Origin of the sequence: Phenylobacterium sp. LjRoot219 (genome assembly GCF_964252995.1) — a bacterium.
Taxonomy (GTDB): domain Bacteria; phylum Pseudomonadota; class Alphaproteobacteria; order Caulobacterales; family Caulobacteraceae; genus Phenylobacterium.
Genome location: NZ_CAXUQI020000001.1, coordinates 2,149,929 through 2,167,018, shown reverse-complemented (window position 1 = coordinate 2,167,018; position 17,090 = coordinate 2,149,929). Strand labels below are relative to the sequence as shown.

14 protein-coding genes and 1 tRNA gene are annotated in these 17,090 nt (G+C 69.2%); 8 read left to right on the top strand and 7 right to left on the bottom strand.

What is annotated here, in order from left to right; translation table 11 throughout:
* Positions 1–247: 247 nt before the first annotated feature.
* From ACSQ14_RS10645 to ACSQ14_RS10630, 4 genes are all read right to left on the bottom strand, one after another.
* Positions 248–976, bottom strand: a complete 729-nt coding sequence (locus ACSQ14_RS10645) for an ABC transporter ATP-binding protein (protein ID WP_436012469.1) — start codon at positions 974–976, stop codon at positions 248–250.
* Positions 977–981: 5 nt separating this feature from the next.
* On the bottom strand, positions 982–1,782 hold the full coding sequence (locus ACSQ14_RS10640; RefSeq protein ID WP_436012467.1) for an ABC transporter permease: 801 nt from the start codon (positions 1,780–1,782) through the stop codon (positions 982–984).
* 118 nt (positions 1,783–1,900) lie between these two features.
* On the bottom strand, positions 1,901–3,817 hold the full coding sequence (locus tag ACSQ14_RS10635) for a glycosyltransferase (protein ID WP_436012465.1): 1,917 nt from the start codon (positions 3,815–3,817) through the stop codon (positions 1,901–1,903).
* Positions 3,818–4,058: 241 nt separating this feature from the next.
* Complete coding sequence (locus ACSQ14_RS10630; RefSeq protein WP_436012463.1) at positions 4,059–5,114, bottom strand: class I SAM-dependent methyltransferase; 1,056 nt, start codon at positions 5,112–5,114, stop codon at positions 4,059–4,061.
* A gap of 315 nt (positions 5,115–5,429) precedes the next feature.
* Here ACSQ14_RS10630 and ACSQ14_RS10625 point away from each other — a divergent pair, with 315 nt between their 5' ends.
* Positions 5,430–6,188 carry a class I SAM-dependent methyltransferase gene (locus ACSQ14_RS10625; protein ID WP_436012461.1) on the top strand — a complete coding sequence of 253 codons (759 nt, stop codon included), beginning with the start codon at positions 5,430–5,432 and terminating at the stop codon, positions 6,186–6,188.
* 144 nt (positions 6,189–6,332) lie between these two features.
* On the opposite strand, the gene ACSQ14_RS10620 is transcribed toward ACSQ14_RS10625, so the two are convergent.
* The gene (locus tag ACSQ14_RS10620) at positions 6,333–7,541 is read right to left on the bottom strand and encodes a glycosyltransferase family 4 protein (RefSeq protein ID WP_436012459.1); all 1,209 of its coding nucleotides are present in this window, start codon (positions 7,539–7,541) and stop codon (positions 6,333–6,335) included.
* An 87-nt stretch (positions 7,542–7,628) separates the two neighbouring features.
* On the opposite strand from ACSQ14_RS10620, the gene ACSQ14_RS10615 reads away from it, so the two are divergent.
* Entirely contained in the window at positions 7,629–8,261 is a 633-nt protein-coding gene (locus ACSQ14_RS10615; RefSeq protein WP_436012457.1) for a class I SAM-dependent methyltransferase, read from the top strand.
* A 125-nt stretch (positions 8,262–8,386) separates the two neighbouring features.
* Here ACSQ14_RS10615 and ACSQ14_RS10610 read toward each other — a convergent pair.
* Positions 8,387–8,461 (bottom strand) — tRNA-Val (locus ACSQ14_RS10610).
* 55 nt (positions 8,462–8,516) lie between these two features.
* On the bottom strand, positions 8,517–9,218 hold the full coding sequence (gph, locus tag ACSQ14_RS10605; protein ID WP_436012455.1) for a phosphoglycolate phosphatase: 702 nt from the start codon (positions 9,216–9,218) through the stop codon (positions 8,517–8,519).
* A 112-nt stretch (positions 9,219–9,330) separates the two neighbouring features.
* Here gph and glmU point away from each other — a divergent pair, with 112 nt between their 5' ends.
* The 6 genes from glmU (at position 9,331) to ACSQ14_RS10575 (ending at position 17,023) form a co-directional block, all read left to right on the top strand.
* Positions 9,331–10,689 (top strand): bifunctional UDP-N-acetylglucosamine diphosphorylase/glucosamine-1-phosphate N-acetyltransferase GlmU, encoded by a 1,359-nt coding sequence (glmU, locus tag ACSQ14_RS10600; protein ID WP_436012453.1) that lies wholly within the window; start codon positions 9,331–9,333, stop codon positions 10,687–10,689.
* Positions 10,690–10,693: 4 nt separating this feature from the next.
* A complete protein-coding gene (rpiA, locus tag ACSQ14_RS10595; protein WP_436012451.1) occupies positions 10,694–11,380 on the top strand; it encodes a ribose-5-phosphate isomerase RpiA in 687 nt (228 codons plus the stop codon).
* Positions 11,381–11,404: 24 nt separating this feature from the next.
* The gene (gene gor, locus ACSQ14_RS10590) at positions 11,405–12,787 is read left to right on the top strand and encodes a glutathione-disulfide reductase (RefSeq protein ID WP_436012449.1); all 1,383 of its coding nucleotides are present in this window, start codon (positions 11,405–11,407) and stop codon (positions 12,785–12,787) included.
* Positions 12,784–13,998 (top strand): O-antigen ligase family protein, encoded by a 1,215-nt coding sequence (locus ACSQ14_RS10585; RefSeq protein WP_436012447.1) that lies wholly within the window; start codon positions 12,784–12,786, stop codon positions 13,996–13,998. Before gor ends, ACSQ14_RS10585 begins: the two co-directional genes overlap by 4 nt.
* Positions 13,999–14,072: 74 nt before the next feature.
* Positions 14,073–15,452, top strand: coding sequence for a class II 3-deoxy-7-phosphoheptulonate synthase (locus tag ACSQ14_RS10580; protein ID WP_436012445.1), 1,380 nt, complete (start codon positions 14,073–14,075; stop codon positions 15,450–15,452).
* A 194-nt stretch (positions 15,453–15,646) separates the two neighbouring features.
* A complete protein-coding gene (locus ACSQ14_RS10575) occupies positions 15,647–17,023 on the top strand; it encodes an MATE family efflux transporter (RefSeq protein ID WP_436012443.1) in 1,377 nt (458 codons plus the stop codon).
* The last annotated feature ends 67 nt before the right edge of the window (positions 17,024–17,090 follow it).

Below are 17,090 nucleotides of genomic sequence, written 5' to 3'. Positions count from 1 at the left end.
TTGCAGAACAGCGACATCGAATTGATCGCCAAGCCGTTGGCGGCGATCTGCGAGAGCACCGCCACCGCGACGATGTTCCAGCCATGGTACCAAAGACCACGAGGGGCAGAGCGGCCCCCTGACGTCATCCGAGTCCTCCCGACGCACGGCCGTACCCGACCGTTTCATTTTCGCGGGCACTCTGCGCCAGATCGCGACGGATGCAACCGGCCTTTCGGCGAGCGTCGGTCGCCCAGGAAGCCAGGCGTCAGGCGGCGAGCAGATCGGTCGGGGAGCCGAGCGCCTGGGGTACGCCGTTCTCCAGGACCAGCACCTTGTTGCAGAGCTGCTGGATGATCCCGTAGTCGTGGGTCGCCAGCACCACTGCCTTGGCTTGGTCGAAGTAGGACTGCAGGTGCGCGCGGGCCTTGTGCACGAAGGCGTGGTCGGCCGCGTTGATCCACTCGTCCATCAGCAGGATGTCCGGTTCGAAGCTGGTGGCCACCGCGAACGACAGGCGCGCCAGCATGCCGGCGGAATAGCTCTTCACCGGCAGGTCGAGAAACGGCCCCAGCTCGCTCAGATCGGCGATCGCCGGCAGCGCGGCCAGCGCTTCCTTGCGGCTCGCCCCGCGGTAGCGGGCCAGGGCGATGATGTTGGTCTCGCCGTTGGCTTCGAGCTCCAGCCCCATCATCGGGTCGAGCGCCGCCGAGATGCTGCCGTCGAGGCGGACCGTGCCGGAGGTCGGCTTGTAGATGCCGGCGAGGGTGCGCAGCAGGGTGCTCTTGCCCGAGCCGTTGTGCCCGACCAGGCCCAGCCGGTCGCCGCGCTCCAGAGTGAACGACGCGCCGCTGATGGCCCGGATGATCACCCGGTCGTCACTGCGCATGAGCCGGCCACCGGTCGACAGCTTCATGACGCTGCGGCGCAGCGAGCGCGCCTGGGTGGAATAGACCGGCAGGTCTACCGTGAGATCGCGAACTTCGATGAGCGCCATGTGTGTCAGACCCAGTACGCGATGTCGTTGCGGTAGCGGCGGAAGGTGAGCAGCGCGGCGATCGTGCCCGCCAGGGCCATGCCGCCGGTGACCGCCCAGTTCTCGGCGTTCGGCATGTGGCCCAGCAGCGGCGCGCGGATCACCTCCATCCAGTGATAGAAGGGGTTCAGCACCAGCAGGCCGAAGTCGCGGCCGGCGAGGTCGGGGAACCAGAAGATCGGCGTGATGAAGCCGACGAACTGCAGGCCGTAGGTGATCAGCTGGATCACGTCGCGGAACCGCGCCGAGAGCAGGGCGACCAGCCAGGCCGACCAGAGCAGGTTGATCATCAGCAGCGTCACGCCGAGCAGGGAGAGCACGGCTTCGGGCCGCAGCGTCTGGCCGTTGAACCAGAGCATCGCGGCGACCACCGGCAGGGTGTGGGCGAAGACGATGAAATTGCGCCAGACGGTGCGCAGGACGTGCACCGGCCGCGGCAGGGCGGCGTTGCGGATCAGCGACCAGGAAGAGGTGAAGCTGTGGCAGGCCTCGATCAGGGTGAGCGAGATCAGGCTCCACAGCGCGATGCCCACCGCGACGAACGGCACCAGTTCCTGGCTCTCCACCCGCAGCACTCGCGAAAAGAGGGTGCCGGCGCCGAGGCTGGCTGCGGCCACGCCGCCGGCCACCCAGAACGGCCCGAGCAGCGAGCCGCGGTAGCGCTGGCGGATGTCCTGCCAGCTCATGAAGGTCCAAAGCGGCCACAGTCGCAGCGCCTGGCCCAACTCCTGTCCAGGGCCCACGGCCGCGCCGGCGAAACTCGCCATTCTTAGTGCTCCTGTCGGGTGGGCTGGATTGGGCGGAGGTCTGCGCGAAGCGCCTTGCCGCTAGGCTCGTCGCTCTGGACGAAGTTGAAGATCGGTACGCGCATGCTGGCGGGCGGCCTCACGTCACGGGGGGCGCGAGTTGGGAGCGGCGGGCGCGGTCGCGGGCGGGGCGGATGACGTTTTGCGGCGGCCGCTCCAGGCCGAGCCGGCGTTCCCAGCCTTCGGCGCGCACCAGCTCAGGATAGGCCGCGAGCCAGCGCGCCGCAGTTTTTCCGCGCCGTAGCCGATAGCCCAGGATCATCGGAGCGGTGGCGAAAAGGGCGCGCCAACTGGCCCCCCAGGAGTAGCGCAGGCGCGCGTAGTAGTGACCGCCGGGTTCGGCCACGACATAGGCCCGGCCCAGGCGCATGCGGTGATGCGGCGCGTCGGGCTCGAGCCGGCACATCGCCCCGGCCGGGTCGCGGGCCGGCCGCCCGACGAGGGCGCGGACGATCGAGCTCACAAGTCGCATGCGGCGGGCGGCCCGCGACGTCGGACCGGGCGTGGCCGCCGGCAGGTCGTCGATCTCGTCGAGCAGTTCCGGCCCCAGCGGCTGCAGGGCGCGCAGGATCTCGGCGTGCTTCTCGCTGGCGGGTTGCTCGAGCAGCTCGGGGCCGCGCAGGAAGTCAGCCAGCGCGTGACGGATGATCGCGATGTGCTGGTAGTCGTAGCGCACGATCATCGCGAGCAGGATCTTGAACAGCCGCGCCGCGCTGTCGAGGCGGCAGTGCTCGGGGTGCAGGCTGGCGAAGATCAGCCGGTTGCGCAGGTCGTAGTAGTGCTTCCAGCCACCGGGCCGGGCGTAGAACGGCTCGTGCCAGACCGAGATCGGCGGCAGCGAGATGGTCGGGATGCCGGCGCTGCGCAGCCGCACGCCGAACTCCATGTCGTCGCCGCGAATGAAGATCGGCAGCGGCAGGCCGTGGGCGCGGAACGCCTCGACCGGAATGGCCGTGAACCACCAGCCGTTAAAGTGGGTGAGGGGGATCTTCGCCAGGTCCTGCAGCGCCTCGTGGGCGCACAGGTCCAGCTGTTCGTGGTTAGATTTGACGTGGTTGTCCGCGCTCACCCGGGCGCCGGCCTCGGTCATCCGGCAGCGGTCGAACAGGTCGAGCATCTGGCCGCCCAGCACCAGGGGATCGCGGCTGTAGCGCAGGAAGGCGACGACGGTGGGCAGGTGGGCGGGATCGACCTCGATGTCGTCGTCCATGAACAGGATGTGGGTGGTCTCCGGCCGCTTCAGCAGTTCGAGGGCGGCGCGTGCGAAGCCGCCGGCGCCGCCGAAATTGTCCTGGGAGACAATCCGCAGGCGCAGCGGCTCGGCGTCGCGCAGGGTCTGCAGCCGCGGCGAGCTCAGCGGCTCGCCCTGGTTGACCACATAGATCTGGTCGACCCCGGCTTCGGCCGGCGCGCCGAGCAGCCGCTCCAGCGTCGGCAACAGGAAGCGCTCGCGGTTGAAGGTGCAGATGCCGACGCCGAGGGAGACCTGGCGCAGCGGCTTGTCGAAGGTCGCCCAGCCGATACGGTCGATCCGCAGGCCGGCGGCGTCGCCTTCCAGGACCGCGAACAGCCGGCCGGGATGGCCATGGGACGACGGCCGCAGCTGCACGCTGATCGCGGCCTCGCCATAGAGGTCGAGGTCGACGAGCTGGCGCGCCACGGTCTCGCGGCCGGCCACCGGGGCGTCGCGATAGATGGTGCACCAGACGCGGCCCTTGCCGTGCAGCACGAGCTCGGCCTGCTCGACGCTGGTGTACTGGACCCAGTAGGCCTCGAAGAAGCTGTTCAGATAGGCGTCGAAGGAGATGCTGGCGTACGGCGTTGACCGCAGGCCGTGCTCCTGATGCAGGATCTCGCCGCGCTCGATGCGCGCGTAGAGCTCCAGCCCCTCCGGCGAGCGCGGCAGCAGAAAGCGCTGCAGCAGCTCAAGGCTTCGCGGCGCGCCCTGGTGCGGCCTGTTCGTCGCCTGGAACGCCGTTTGGAACTGGGCGGTCATTGCGGGTCACCGGGGAGTGCGAGGGGAAGGGGAGGTCGCCCGATCCAGCGAGGTGGCGAGAGCCGTGTTGAGTAGTCTCCTTGCGCCAAGCCTCCGTGCCGCCGCCGCGGCGTGAAGCATCGCAGTCCGCAGCATTGCGATTGAGGCGGGCTGCACGCCCTATCTTTTGATGCCTAACGCCAAATTGGCCGTGGTGGGTCCGAGGTCGGCCGCGACCGACAGACGGGATCATCCAGGCGGCTCAGGCCCGGCCCGCCATGGCGTAGAGATGATCGCTGTAGGCGCGGCCGAAGAGCTTCCGCAGCGCCTTCGCGGCGAACGTGTCGAGCTTCGCCGCCTGGCCCAGGAGCGGGCCGGGGGTCCGCGCCGGCTGCAGTTTCAGGGCGCGGCCGAGAGCCGTCGGCCTGTAGAGCCGATCGTCGGCGTCGCCAGCGCCGCGCGGGCTGGAGAAGTCGAGATCGTAGAACGGCCGGGCAAGGTAGCTGCCGAGGACCTCGGTGTTGGCGTCCGTCTCCAGGCGGCGGATCCTCAGTCCATGGCGCGACAGCAGCCGCTCCAACGCCTGCTCCGTGAACAGCGAGACGTGGCTGGGGCCGGTGTAATGGACGCAGTGCGACGGGAAGCGCCGCGCCGGAATGTTGCGCACCGACGGTGTGGTGACGAACAGCACGCCGCAGGGGCTGAGCAGCCGCGCGCAGGTGGCGACGACCTCGTCGGGGTCGCTGAGGTGCTCGATCGTCTCGAACAGGACAATGACGTCGTAGCTCTGCTGGTGCAATGCGCCGACGTCGGGCGCGAGCTCGAGACCGTAGCAGCGTCGCGCGACCTCGGCGCTGTGCAGGTTCAGCTCGAGGCCCTCGACGTTGGCGAAGCCGAACTCGTCGCGGAGCAGCGCGAGGAAGCTGCCCGGACCGCAGCCGTAATCGAGGATGGCCGCCGCCCTGTCCGCCTCGATCCAGGTCGCCAGCTCGCGAAGGTCCCGATAGGCGCTGACGCTGAAGTAGGGCTCGGCGGCGATGGTCTGCTCTTCGAGCACCCGGTAGTTGTTGTAGAAGGCGCTATTGTAGAAGTCCGCCAGCACCGCGTCCGTCGGCATCGGGTTGGCGAACACGAACCCGCATTCGGCGCAGCGATCGTAGTGGATCTGTCGAATCCGGGAAAATCGGTCGATCGCGGTGGACGTGCAGGCTGCGCACCGGGTCCTGGCCGCCCAACTCTCGACGCCGAGACCGGCATTGAATTCAGCCAGCGTCGGGGCGGTGGCGTAAGGTCCCGCGGTTTCCGTGACGGCGCCCATGGGCCGGCGATCTCTTCAAAGATCCGCCTGCGGGCAATGACCAAATGACGTCTATGGGGCGATTTTTTCGCCTAACGCCCGATCAGAGGGCGTCGAGAACGGCGGCTCTCATGGCCGCGGCGTTGCGTGACCAGGTGAGCTTCGCCAACTCGGCCAGCGGCCACGACCACGGCAGGTCACGCCTGGGCGTGACGGCGCCGGTGCGCCAAGCCGGCGCCGCGCAACTCGTTCTCACGCGCAACTCATTCTCAAATGATATTCGTCAGCCATAGGGCGCGTGGGAGGATGAGGGGCTGCTTAACCGGAGATCCGTGCGTGGCCGCCATTCTCGACCTTGCTGCGGAACCCGCGCCCAAGACCGCGGGCGAACGGATTGCGGAGGCGGAGGTCGCCCGCGCCCTGGAAGGCGTCAAGGAGGTGCTCGCCAGCACGGACGCCGAATTCAGCTCGCGCCGTTTCCTGCTCTCGAAGCTGAAGAAGATCGGCCTCGCCTACTGCGATTGGCACGAGCTGGCCGGCTATGCCGACTGGATGAACATGGGCCAGTTCGGCGTGCAGCAGATCCCCACCGAATACATCGACTTCCTCATGTATGTCGCCAAACTGAGCATCAAGACCGGGATCGAGGTTGGGGTCTGGTATGGCGCCTCTTCTTACTTCACGGCTGCGGTGCTGCAGCGCGCAAATCCCGATTTCATGATGACCATGGTCGACAACGAGGATCGGCTGGTCGGATATCCCGAGTTCTCGTCGGTTCTAAATATTGAGAAACGGGTTCCTGCAACGGCCGAAGATTGTGCCGGCGAGGTCTACGACTTCGTGTTCATCGATGGCGACCACGCCTATGAAGGCATTCAGCGGGACTACCTCCTGCTCGGGCGCTACGCGCGCCGGGCGGTGGCGTTCCACGACGTTCGCGGCGCGGAGTTCGATCAGTTCGCAGGGGGCACCCGGCGATTCTGGCAGGAGTTCGTCCATAACCACTGCCGGGACATGGCGATCCTGGAGTTCGGCCACTACGAGACGCCATGGATGGGGATCGGGCTGGCGGTTAAGGAGCTCGACAATCCCTGATCAGGGCGCTCTCAGAAAACAGCTACGAAAACGAACGGCGGACACGTCCGCAATGGGGCGAAAGCGCTCTTTGTGGTCGCGTCAGATTGCGTACCTGCGCCGCCTTCAAGCCGTGCGCAAACGCGAGCGGTCTTGCATCGTGCTCTAGCCCGTTTGGCCGCCAAGGACGTTGAGAACGGCGTTCTTCATGGCCGCTGCGCTTCGGGACCAGGTGAGCTTGGCCAGGGTGGCCGCGCCGCGTTCTCCGCGCCGCCGCGCCTCGTCGCGGTCCCGGTAGGCCCGCTCCAGCAGTTCGACGGCCTCGTCGACGTCGCTCTCGCCCCATCCGGGCGTGTCGCCGAAGGCGGCCGCGCTGTCGGTCCAGGGCGAGGCGGCTTGCTGGGTCAGGACATAGCAGTTGTCCTCCTCGATCAGGTCGAGGTGGCCGGTGTTGCCGGAGAGGATGGTAGGGATCCCGCAAGCCATGCACTCCATGGCCACCAGGTTGGTGCCGCCTTCGCAGCGGTTGGGGAACAGAGCCACGTCCAGCTGCCGCAGCAGCGACGGCATGAGCGCGTTGGGCGTCTCGCCGGCGTAGATGAACTGGTCGGGCCTGATCCCGTTCGCCGCCGCCCAGGCCGCGGCGTCGAGGCGGTCGCCCGCAAAGGCGACCGGCGCGGCGACGCCAGTCTGGTCGACCGTGCGGGCGAGCTGCGGCCAGGGGCTGTGCCAGGCCGCCACCAGCACCGCGTCCGCATGGCGCTCGGCGAATTTTCGGAAGGCCGCGACGGCGAGGTCCTGGCCCTTGCGCAGCTCCAGCTTTCCGCCGCTGAACACCAGGAAGCGACCGTCGCCGCGCGGCGGGCGCGGCGCGGCGTGGAAGAGCAGCGGGTCGATCCCCTGCAGGATGGTGCGGACGTTGGTCAGGCCGTGCGCGCGCAGCACCTGCTCATTCCAGGTGGAGCCGGTGACGATCAGCGGATACTGCGCCGCCCGTTCGATCGCCTCGGGCGCATGCTGCGCCGTTTCGAAGAAGGTCACGGCGATGGTGGGGGCGCCGGAGGCGAAGATCGTCTTTTGGACCGGCAGCACGCCAAAGTCGGCCGTGACTGTGGCCAGCATGGGCGCCTTGACCGCCACCGCCTGGTTTTGGAAGGCCTGAATCTGATCGCTGAGTTGCCGGGATTGCTGAGCGAAGCGGCCCAGTCGGCGCAGGCGGATGGGGTCGAGCGCCATATGCTTGTCGTCGAAGCCGGACGCGGCCACCAACTCCAGGTCGGGGTCCGCCGCCCAGGCGAGCGCCAGGTTCAGCCCATAGACGCCCCAGCCAAAAAAGCTCGACACCTGCCAGTTGATGATCACCTTGCGCCGCAAGCACCCGTCCTCCCGTTGGCCGCGTGGGGCGTGGCCCGCCTAGGCTTGTGATCCCAGCTGGCGCCGACTACCCGTTCGGGCATGCCTATGCCGACTCCCGCCGACACGTTAGCCGACCGCTACCGGCGCCTCGACGCCTTCCTTGAGAGGCTGCGCGGCGACATCTATCCGGAGCTGCCGAGCGGGCTGCATACCCAGATCTCGCAGAAGATGTTCGCGGAACTCTGCACCCACTTCCCGCAGCCGCCGGGTGCAAAGGTGCTGGACGTCGGCTGCGGCCAGGGCGTGGCGCTGGAGCTCTTCCGAGACGCCGGGCTGGACGCCACCGGAATTACGCTCGGCCCGGACGCCGAGGCGTGCCGCGCAAGAGGGCTGAAGGTCCTGGAGATGGACTTCGCCTTTCTCGATTTCGCGGATCAGAGCTTCGACCTGGTCTGGTGCCGGCACGCCATTGAGCACAGCGTCTTTCCGTTTTTCACCCTGGCGGAGTTGCACCGCATCCTGAAGCCGGGCGGGGTGCTGTATCTGGAGGTCCCGGCGCCCGACACCTCCTGTCGCCACCAGACCAACCCGAACCACTACAGCGTGCTTGGGAAAAGCATGTGGCTGGAGCTGATTCGCCGCGTGGGCTTTCCGCTCAGCCGCGTGCTCGACCTGAACTTCACGACGCCGGCTGGTCCCGACAGCTATTGGGGCTTCATCCAACAGAAGAATGGGTGAGCTGGTCGATCCGCCACACGTCTAGCGGGCGAACCCAACGGCTGTGGTCCGGGCGGCTTCCGAAAGGCGAGGTTCTGGGGCGATTTCCCCAGAACGGCCTAGCCGCCTGAATTACCGGGGAAAGATGGTGGACGCGACAGGGATTGAACCTGTGACCCCCTCGGTGTGAACGAGGTGCTCTCCCGCTGAGCTACGCGTCCGCCGGTGCGAGCGGCGCTCAGCGCCGCTGCGGAGGCGGGCATATAGCCCGGAGACTCATTCCCCGCAAGCGCTGAGGAGCCGTGCGCAGCCATCTGCCAGCTGATCGAAGTGATCGATCAACAGGTCCGGCGCGAGATCGCGCGCCGGAACCTCGGTGTAGCCGAACGTGACGAGGATCAGGTGGGTTCCCGCGGCCCGCGCCGCGCCGGCGTCGGTGCCGGCGTCGCCGACGAGAATCGCCTTGTCCATCGCCCCGCCGGCGGCGGCGACCGCGGTGGTCAGGTGGCGCGGGTCGGGCTTGCAGGCCGGGGCGGCGTCGGCGCCGACCACCGCGTCGAACCGCCGCGTCAGATCGAGCGCGTTCAGCAGCGCCAGCGACAGGTCGGTGCGCTTGTTGGTGCAGACCGCGAGCCGCGCGCCCTGGGCCTTCAGCGAATCGAGCGCGGCTTCGACGCCCGGGAAGGGACGGCTCTCGTCGGCGATGTGGTCGAGGTAGTGGGCGATAAAGCGGTCGAACAGCTCCGGCGTCCGCGCCTCTTCGAGCGTCGCGCCGGCGGCCTGGAAGCCGCGCTCGATGAGCCACCTTGCGCCCCGGCCGATAAACGGGCGGGCCTCGCTGAGCGGCAGCGGGGCCAGGCCTTCCTGGTCCAGCAGCACGTTGAGCGTGCCGATCAGGTCGGGGGCGGTGTCCACCAGGGTGCCGTCGAGGTCGAAGGCGATGGTCGCGCCTGCGAGCGTGGAATGTTCATTCGCCATAGTCTGGCGCTAGCGGTCGCGGCAGGTTGGCGCAAGCGCTTCTCGCGCCCGGAGCGAAGGCTTGGTAAGGCTCCGGCGACCGCCGCATGACTCGCCCGGAGGCTTCAATTCCATGACCGCTCGCGCCGCCGTGATTCTCGCCGCCGGTCAGGGGACGCGGATGAAGTCCGCGACGCCGAAGGTGCTGCACAAGGTCGGCGGCCGCACCCTGCTGGACCGGGTGATCGACACCGTCGAGCAAATCGGCTGCCAGCGGGTGGTCGTGGTAGTCGGAACCCACAGCCCCGCGGTGCGGGCATTGGTCGAGGCGCGCCTGGGCCCGGGCGCGGTCGCCGTGCAGGATCCGCCGCTCGGCACCGGTCACGCCGTACTCGCCGCCGCGCCGGCGCTCGAGGGCTTCGAGGGCGACGTGCTGGTCACCAACGCCGACTGCCCGCTGCTGTTGCCGGCCGACCTGGAGCCGCTGTTCGCCATGCGGGCGGAGGGCGTCGACCTGGCGCTGCTGGGGTTCGAGCCGGCGGACGCGCTGCTCTACGGCCGGCTGATCCGCGGGGCCGCCGGCCAGGTGCTGAAGATCGCCGAGCCGAAGGACGCCACGCCCGAGGAGCTGGCCGCGAAGTCCTGCTACGCCGGCATGCTGGCGGCCGAAAAACACGCCCTGCTGGGCTGGCTGGGGCGGACCAGCAACAACAACGCCAAGGGCGAGTACTACCTGACCGAGATCGTCTCGCTGGCGGTCGGCGACAGCCGCAGCGTGCGCGCGCATATCGCCCCGGAGAGCGCGGTGATGGGCTGCGACACGCCCATGCAGCTGGCCGCCGCCGAAGGCGTCTTTCAGCAGCGGGCGCGGGCCCAGGCGCTGGCCGACGGCGTCGCGCTGCAGGCGCCGGACACCGTGCACTTCGCCTACGACACCCAGATCGGCCCGGGGACGACGGTCGAGCCGTTCGTGGTCTTCGCGCCCGGCGTGACGGTCGAGGGCGGGGCGGTGATCCGGTCCTTCAGTCACCTGGAGGGTGCAGTGGTGCGCGCCGGCGCGATCATCGGCCCCTACGCCCGGCTGCGTCCGGGCGCCGACATCGGCGAAGAGGCCCACATCGGCAATTTCGTCGAGGTGAAGAAGGTCAAGCTTGGCAAGGGGGCCAAGGCCAACCACCTGAGCTATCTGGGCGACGGCACGGTGGGCGCTGGCGCGAACATCGGCGCCGGCACCATCTTCTGTAACTACGACGGCTTCGACAAATACGAGACCCACGTGGGCGAGGGGGCGTTCATCGGCTCCGACACCGCCCTGGTGGCGCCGGTCACCGTCGGCGCGGGCGCCTTCACCGGCACCGGCTCGGTGATCACCGAGGACGTGCCGGCGGATGCGCTGGCGCTGGCGCGCGGGCAGCAGGTCGCCAAGGCCGGCTGGGCCGCTCGATTCCGCGAACGCAAACGGGCCGAGAAGGCCGCACGAGGTAAGAAGTAGCAACATGAGCGACGCTGACGCCCAGAAGCGCGCCGCCGGCGAAGCCGCCGCGGCGCTCGTCGAAAACGGCATGGTGGTGGGGCTGGGCACCGGCTCCACCGCGGCCTGGTTCGTCAAGGCGCTCGGCGCGCGCCAGCTCGACCTGACCTGCGTCTGCACCTCGGAGGTGACGGCGGAGCTCGCCCGCAGCCTGGGGATGAAGCTCGGCGAGCTTGGCGACACCCGCGAGATCGACCTCACCGTCGACGGCGCCGACGAGATCGGCCCGGGGCTGTCGCTGATCAAGGGCGGCGGCGCGGCGCTGTTGCGCGAGAAGCTGGTCTGGGAGGCCTCGAAGCGCTGCGTGGTCATCGCCGACGCCGCCAAGCGGGTGCCGGTGCTGGGCCAGTTCCCGCTGCCGATCGAGGTCGTGGCCTTCGGGCACAAGACCACGGCGCTGCGGATCTGCGACGCCCTGACCGAATGCGATCTCGGGGTCGCGCCGCGGCTGCGCATGAAGGACGGCCAGCCGGTGCGGACCGACGGCGGCAATTTCATCTATGACGCCGCCTGCGGGCGCATCGTGGAGCCGGCGCTGCTCGCCGAGGCGCTGAAGAGCGTCACCGGCGTGGTCGACCACGGCCTGTTCCTCGATCTCGCCGATCAGGCGCTGGTCGGTACGCCCGAGGGCGTGCTGACGATTGAACCGTAGGCGAAGCGGAGTGGAGCGCTGACCTTGGCCAAGTACGACTACGACCTGTTCGTCATCGGCGCCGGTTCCGGCGGCGTCCGCGCGGCGCGGCTTGCGGCCATGGCCGGGGCCAAGGTGCTGGTGGCCGAGGAGCACCGGGTCGGCGGCACCTGCGTGATCCGCGGCTGCGTGCCGAAGAAGTTCATGGTCTATGCCTCGGAGTACGCCCACCACTTCAAGATGGCCGAAGGCTACGGCTGGACGGTCGGCGAGAGCAGCTTCGACTGGCCGCGCTTCATCGCCGAGAAGGACAAGGAGATCGCCCGGCTGTCCGGCATCTATGTCCGCAATCTGCAGAACGCCGGCGCCGAGCTGGTGCATGGACGCGCGACGCTGCTCGACGCCCATACGGTCGAGGTCGCCGGGCGCGGCCGCGTCACGGCGGACAAGATCCTGGTCGCCCCGGGCGCGCGGCCCTGGATGCCGGTCGAACTGCCGGGCATCGAGCACGCCATCACCTCCAACGAGGCCTTCCACCTGGAAGAGCTGCCGAAGCGGATCGTGATCGCCGGCGGCGGCTACATCGCGCTTGAGTTCGCCGGCATCTTCAACGGCCTGGGGGTCGAGACCACGCTGGTCCACCGCGGGCCGAACGTTCTGCGCGGCTTCGACGACGACATCCGCGCCCACATCGCCGAGGAGATGGACAAGCGCGGGATCAAGGTGATCCTCGGCGCGCAGCATGCGGCGATTGAGAAGACCGACACCGGACTGGTCAGCCGCTTCACCGACGGCCATCACTGCGAGAGCGACGTGGTCATGTTCGCGCTCGGCCGCGCGCCCTACGTCGATGGGCTCGGCCTGGAGGCGGCCGGCGTCGAGCTCGACGAGGATGGCGCGGTGCGGGTCGACGACTACTCGCGCACCAACGTCGAGAACATCTGGGCGGTGGGCGACGTCACCAACCGCATCAACCTGACCCCGGTGGCGATCCGCGAGGGTCATGCCTTCGCCGACACGGAATTCAACAACAAGCCGACCACCTTCGATCACGACATGGTCGCCTCGGCGGTCTTCTCGCAGCCGCCGATCGGCTCGGTCGGGCTGTCCGAGGCTGAAGCCCGCCATCGGCTCGGCAAGGTCGACGTCTATCTCGCCCGCTTCCGGCCGATGAAGTACGCGCTGACCGGCTATTCCGAGCGCTGCCTGGTGAAGCTGGTGGTCGAGGCGGCCACCGAGAAGGTCGTCGGCTGTCACGTCGTCGGCCCCGACGCCCCGGAGATCATCCAACTGGCGGCGGTGGCGATGAAGATGGGCGTGACCAAGACCCAGTGGGATTCGACCTGCGCCGTGCACCCGACGCTGGCCGAAGAGCTGGTCACCCTGCGCGAGAAGTACGTGCCGCAGGGCCTGGGCCAGGCGGCGTGAGCGCCGCGGCGGCCGCCGCCTCCATGAGCCCCGCCCGCGACCGGCTGGGCGCCTGGTGCGGGTGGGTGATGGTCGGCGCGGCGGGGCTCATCCCGCTGCTGGGCTGGCTGTCGCCGCTGGGCTTCGCCCCGTTGCTGGCGCTGATGGGCCTGCTGTGCCTGCCGGCGATCCGCATGAGCGACGAGGACCGGCCAGTCCTGATCGTGCTGCTGGGCGCGCTGGTCTGGGCCGCGGCGTCCACCACCTGGAGCCTGCAGCAGCCGAAGCCGGGCGGTCATGGGGTGATCGTGGAGATCGCCCTGGCGTTGCCGCTGTTCTGGAGCGCCATCTGCGGCGCGCGGCGCGCCAATCCGCGGCTCAACCGGCTGGCGCTGCAGGTGCTGGCCTGGGGGCTGGGATTGTTCGGCCTGATCCTGCTGGTCGACACCTTCGCCGACGCCCGCATCTATCGCTGGCTGCACGAGCGCTATTACGAGCCGATCCGCCCGGACCTCGCGCGTTCGAACGTCGCGCACACGACCTTCGTGCTGGCGGTGCTCTGGCCCGTCGTGATGGTCGGCGGGCTTAGGCGGCTGATCGATCTCGTGCCGCTGGCGCTGGCGATCGCCGGCACAGTCGCGGCGGCCTACGCCTTCGGCTCCGATGCGCCGGTGCTGGCCTTTCCGCTGGCGGCGATCGCGATCCTCGGCGTGTGGCTGACGCCGCGCACCGGCCCGCGGCTGCTGGCGCTCGGCGTGGCGGCCGTCAGCTTCCTGATGCCGGCCTTCGTCTGGCTGGTGCGCGCCAGCAGCGATTACGGCCGGCTGGAGCAGGGCGTGCAGCTCTCCTGGTCGGCGCGGATGAGCTACTGGAGCCACACGGTGGACTGGATCCTCCAGCACCCGCTCAAGGGCTGGGGTCTGGATGCAAGCCGGGCCATGGGGCCGGGGATCACGCTGCATCCGCACAACGGCGCCCTGCAGGTCTGGCTCGAGCTGGGATTCGTCGGCGCGGTGGCTGCGGCCGCCTTCTGGGGCCTCAGTCTCGTGCGGCTGTCGCGCGAGAAGCCTGACCTGGCGATGAGCGGCGCCGCGGGCTCCGCGGTGGTCTATCTGCTGTTCGCCTGGATCAACTACGGCCTGTGGCAGCAGTGGTGGCTCGCGCTCGGCGCGCTGATCGCCGTCGTGGCGGCGATGCTTGACAACCGGGACGACACGCCGAAGTCGACCTGAGCCCCCATATCAGAGTAGAAGGCCCGCTCGCCCGTCGCGCCCCCGCGTCGGGCCCAAGCTTGTTCGAGACGACGATGGAACACTGGACGCCCGCTTCCTGGAGATCCAAGCCCGGCAAGCACATGCCGACCGACTATCCCGACCTCGCCCAGGTGACGAAGGTCGAGCAGATGCTCCGGGGCATGCCGCCGTTGGTGTTCGCCGGCGAGGCGCGCCGGCTGAAGAGCCTGCTGGGCGAGGTGGCCGAGGGCCGCGCCTTTCTGCTGCAGGGCGGCGACTGCGCCGAGAGCTTCAAGGAATTCCACGCCGACAACATCCGCGACACCTTCCGCCTGATCCTGCAGATGGCGGTGGTGCTGACCTTCGCCGGCGGCAAGCCGGTGGTGAAGGTGGGCCGCATGGCCGGCCAGTTCGCCAAGCCGCGCTCGTCGCCGCTCGAGACCCAGGGCGAGGCGACGCTGCCGTCCTATCGCGGCGACATCATCAACGCGATGGAGTTCAGCCCCGAGTCGCGGACCCCGGACCCGAACCGGCTGCTGCAGGCCTACGCGCAGTCGGCCGCGACGCTGAACCTGCTGCGGGCGTTCGCGACCGGCGGTTACGCCGATCTGCACAACATCCACCGCTGGACGCTGGGCTTCGTGGCGGGCTCGCCGCAGGCCGCACGCTACGAGGAGCTGTCCAAGCGGATCAGCGAGTCGCTGGCCTTCATGGAGGCCATCGGCGTCACGCCCGAGAGCCATCCCAGCCTGCATCAGGTGGAGTTCTTCACCAGTCACGAAGGCCTGCTGCTCGGCGTCGAGGAAGCGATGACCCGCGTCGATTCCACCTCGGGCGAGTGGTACGACACCTCCGCGCACCTGCTGTGGATCGGCGAGCGCACCCGCGAGCTGGACGGCGCCCATGTCGAATTCTTCCGCGGCATCCGCAACCCGATCGGGGTGAAGTGCGGGCCGACCATGGAAGGCGACGACATCCTGCGCCTGATGGACGTGCTCAACCCGAAGAACGAGCCGGGCCGCCTGACCGTCTACGGCCGCTTCGGCTCGGAGAAGATCGCCGAGCGCCTGCCGCGCCTGCTGCGCGCCACCAAGGCCGACGGCCGCAGTCTGGTCTGGGCGATCGACCCGATGCACGGCAACACGCTGACCGCCGCCAACGGCTACAAGACCCGGCCGTTCGACCGCATCCTCTCCGAGGTGAAGAGCTTCGTGGAGATCTGCGAGGCCGAAGGCGTGCACCCCGGCGGCGTCCACCTGGAGATGACCGGGCAGAACGTCACCGAATGCCTGGGCGGCGCGCGGGCGCTGACCGAGGGCGACCTGGCCGACCGCTACCACACGCACTGCGACCCGCGGCTGAACGGCGAGCAGGCGCTGGAGCTGGCCTTCCTGGTGGCCGAGAAGCTGAAGGAAGAGGGCGCACGGCCGGCGAAGCGGGCCTCGGCGGGCTGAACCTCCAAGCTCCGTCATCCCGGACGGCCTGAAGGGCCGATCCGGGACCCAGGGCGGCAGCACTGCAGAACCCGCTGGGTTCCGGCTCTCCGCTTCGCTGCGGCCGGGATGACGAGCTGTTTCACTCCTGCCCTTGCAGCCCAGCTTCCGGGTGCCCACCTTCCACGCCACTTTGACATACCGGCAGCGCGCCCATGGACCGTCCGTCGACCCGGACGGCCTCCGTCGCCGGGGGCCGTGACCATCCGTTCCGCACCGAACTCGACCAGCTGATGAAGCTGGCCGGCCCGGTCGTGCTGGCCCGGCTGGGCATTATGACCATGGGCCTGACCGACGCGATCGTCGTCGGCCGCTACTCCGCCGCCCAGCTCGGCTATCACGCCATCGGTTGGACGCCGACCAACATCGTCATCACCATGGTGGTCGGCCTGCTCAGCGGCGTGCAGGTGATGACCGCGCGCGCGGTGGGCGAAGGGCGCAGGCACGACGCCGGCGCGGTGCTGCGGCGGGGCGTGGTCTACAGCTTTTGGATCGGCCTGGTCTCCACCGTCGTGCTGCTGATCGGCGGGCCGCCGTTCCTGCACGCGGTCGGGCTGAGCAAGGATCTCGCCGACGGCGCCTCGGCGCCGCTGCTGGTCTTCGCCTTCTCGCTGATGCCGTATGCGGTGAGCGTGGCGGCGAGCTTCTGGCTGGAAGGCCTCTCGCGACCGGGCCCCGCGGTCTGGGCGATGTGGGGCGCAAACCTGGTCAATCTGGCCCTCAACCTGCTGCTGGTGCCGGGGACCTTTGGCCTGCCGGCGCTGGGCGCCGTCGGCGGCGCCTACGCCACCCTCGGCGCGCGGACGGCGCTGTGCCTGTTCATGCTCGCCTACATCGCCCGCATGGCCGAGGCGCGGGAACTGGGCGTGTTCGACCGGGCGGCGCATGATCCCGCCGCCGCGGCGGAGCAGCGGCACATCGGCTTCGGCGCGGGACTGTCCAACTTCTTCGAGGTCACCGCCTTCAACAGCCTGAACATCATCGCCGGCTGGATCAGCGCGCTGGCGGTGGCGAGCTGGGCGATCGTGCTGAACGTCGGCGCCGTGGTCTTCATGGTGCCGCTGGGACTCGCCGCGGCGACCGCCGTGCGGGTCGGCCAGGCCTATGGCGCGCGTGACGCGGCGGGCGTGCGCCGCGCGGCCGCGGCGTCCTTCGCCGTGGCGACGGTGTTCGGCCTGCTGGTGGCGCTCGCCGTCTGGCCGTTCGCCCATCCGATCGCCGCGCTCTACACCCGCGATTCCCTGACCCTGGCGATGGCCGGCGCGGGGCTGACGCTGGCCTGCCTGTGGTTTCTGCCGGACTGCCTGCAGGTGGTCGCCGCCCAGGCGCTGCGGGCGCGCGGCGACGTGTGGGTGCCGACCGGGACGCACATGGCCAGCTACATCGTCGTCATGGCGCCGCTCGCCTGGTTCCTGGCGATCCCGATGAAGCTGGGCGTGAACGGCATGGTCTGGGCGGTGATCATCGCCAGCACGATATCCTGCGGGCTGCTGCTCGCCCGCTTCTGGATGCTCAGCCGACGGAGCCTGTGAGCGGCTTCAGGCGCTGGCCACGTTCTCTGATTGCGGACTAAAGTTCGCCAGGGAGAACGCCGGGCGC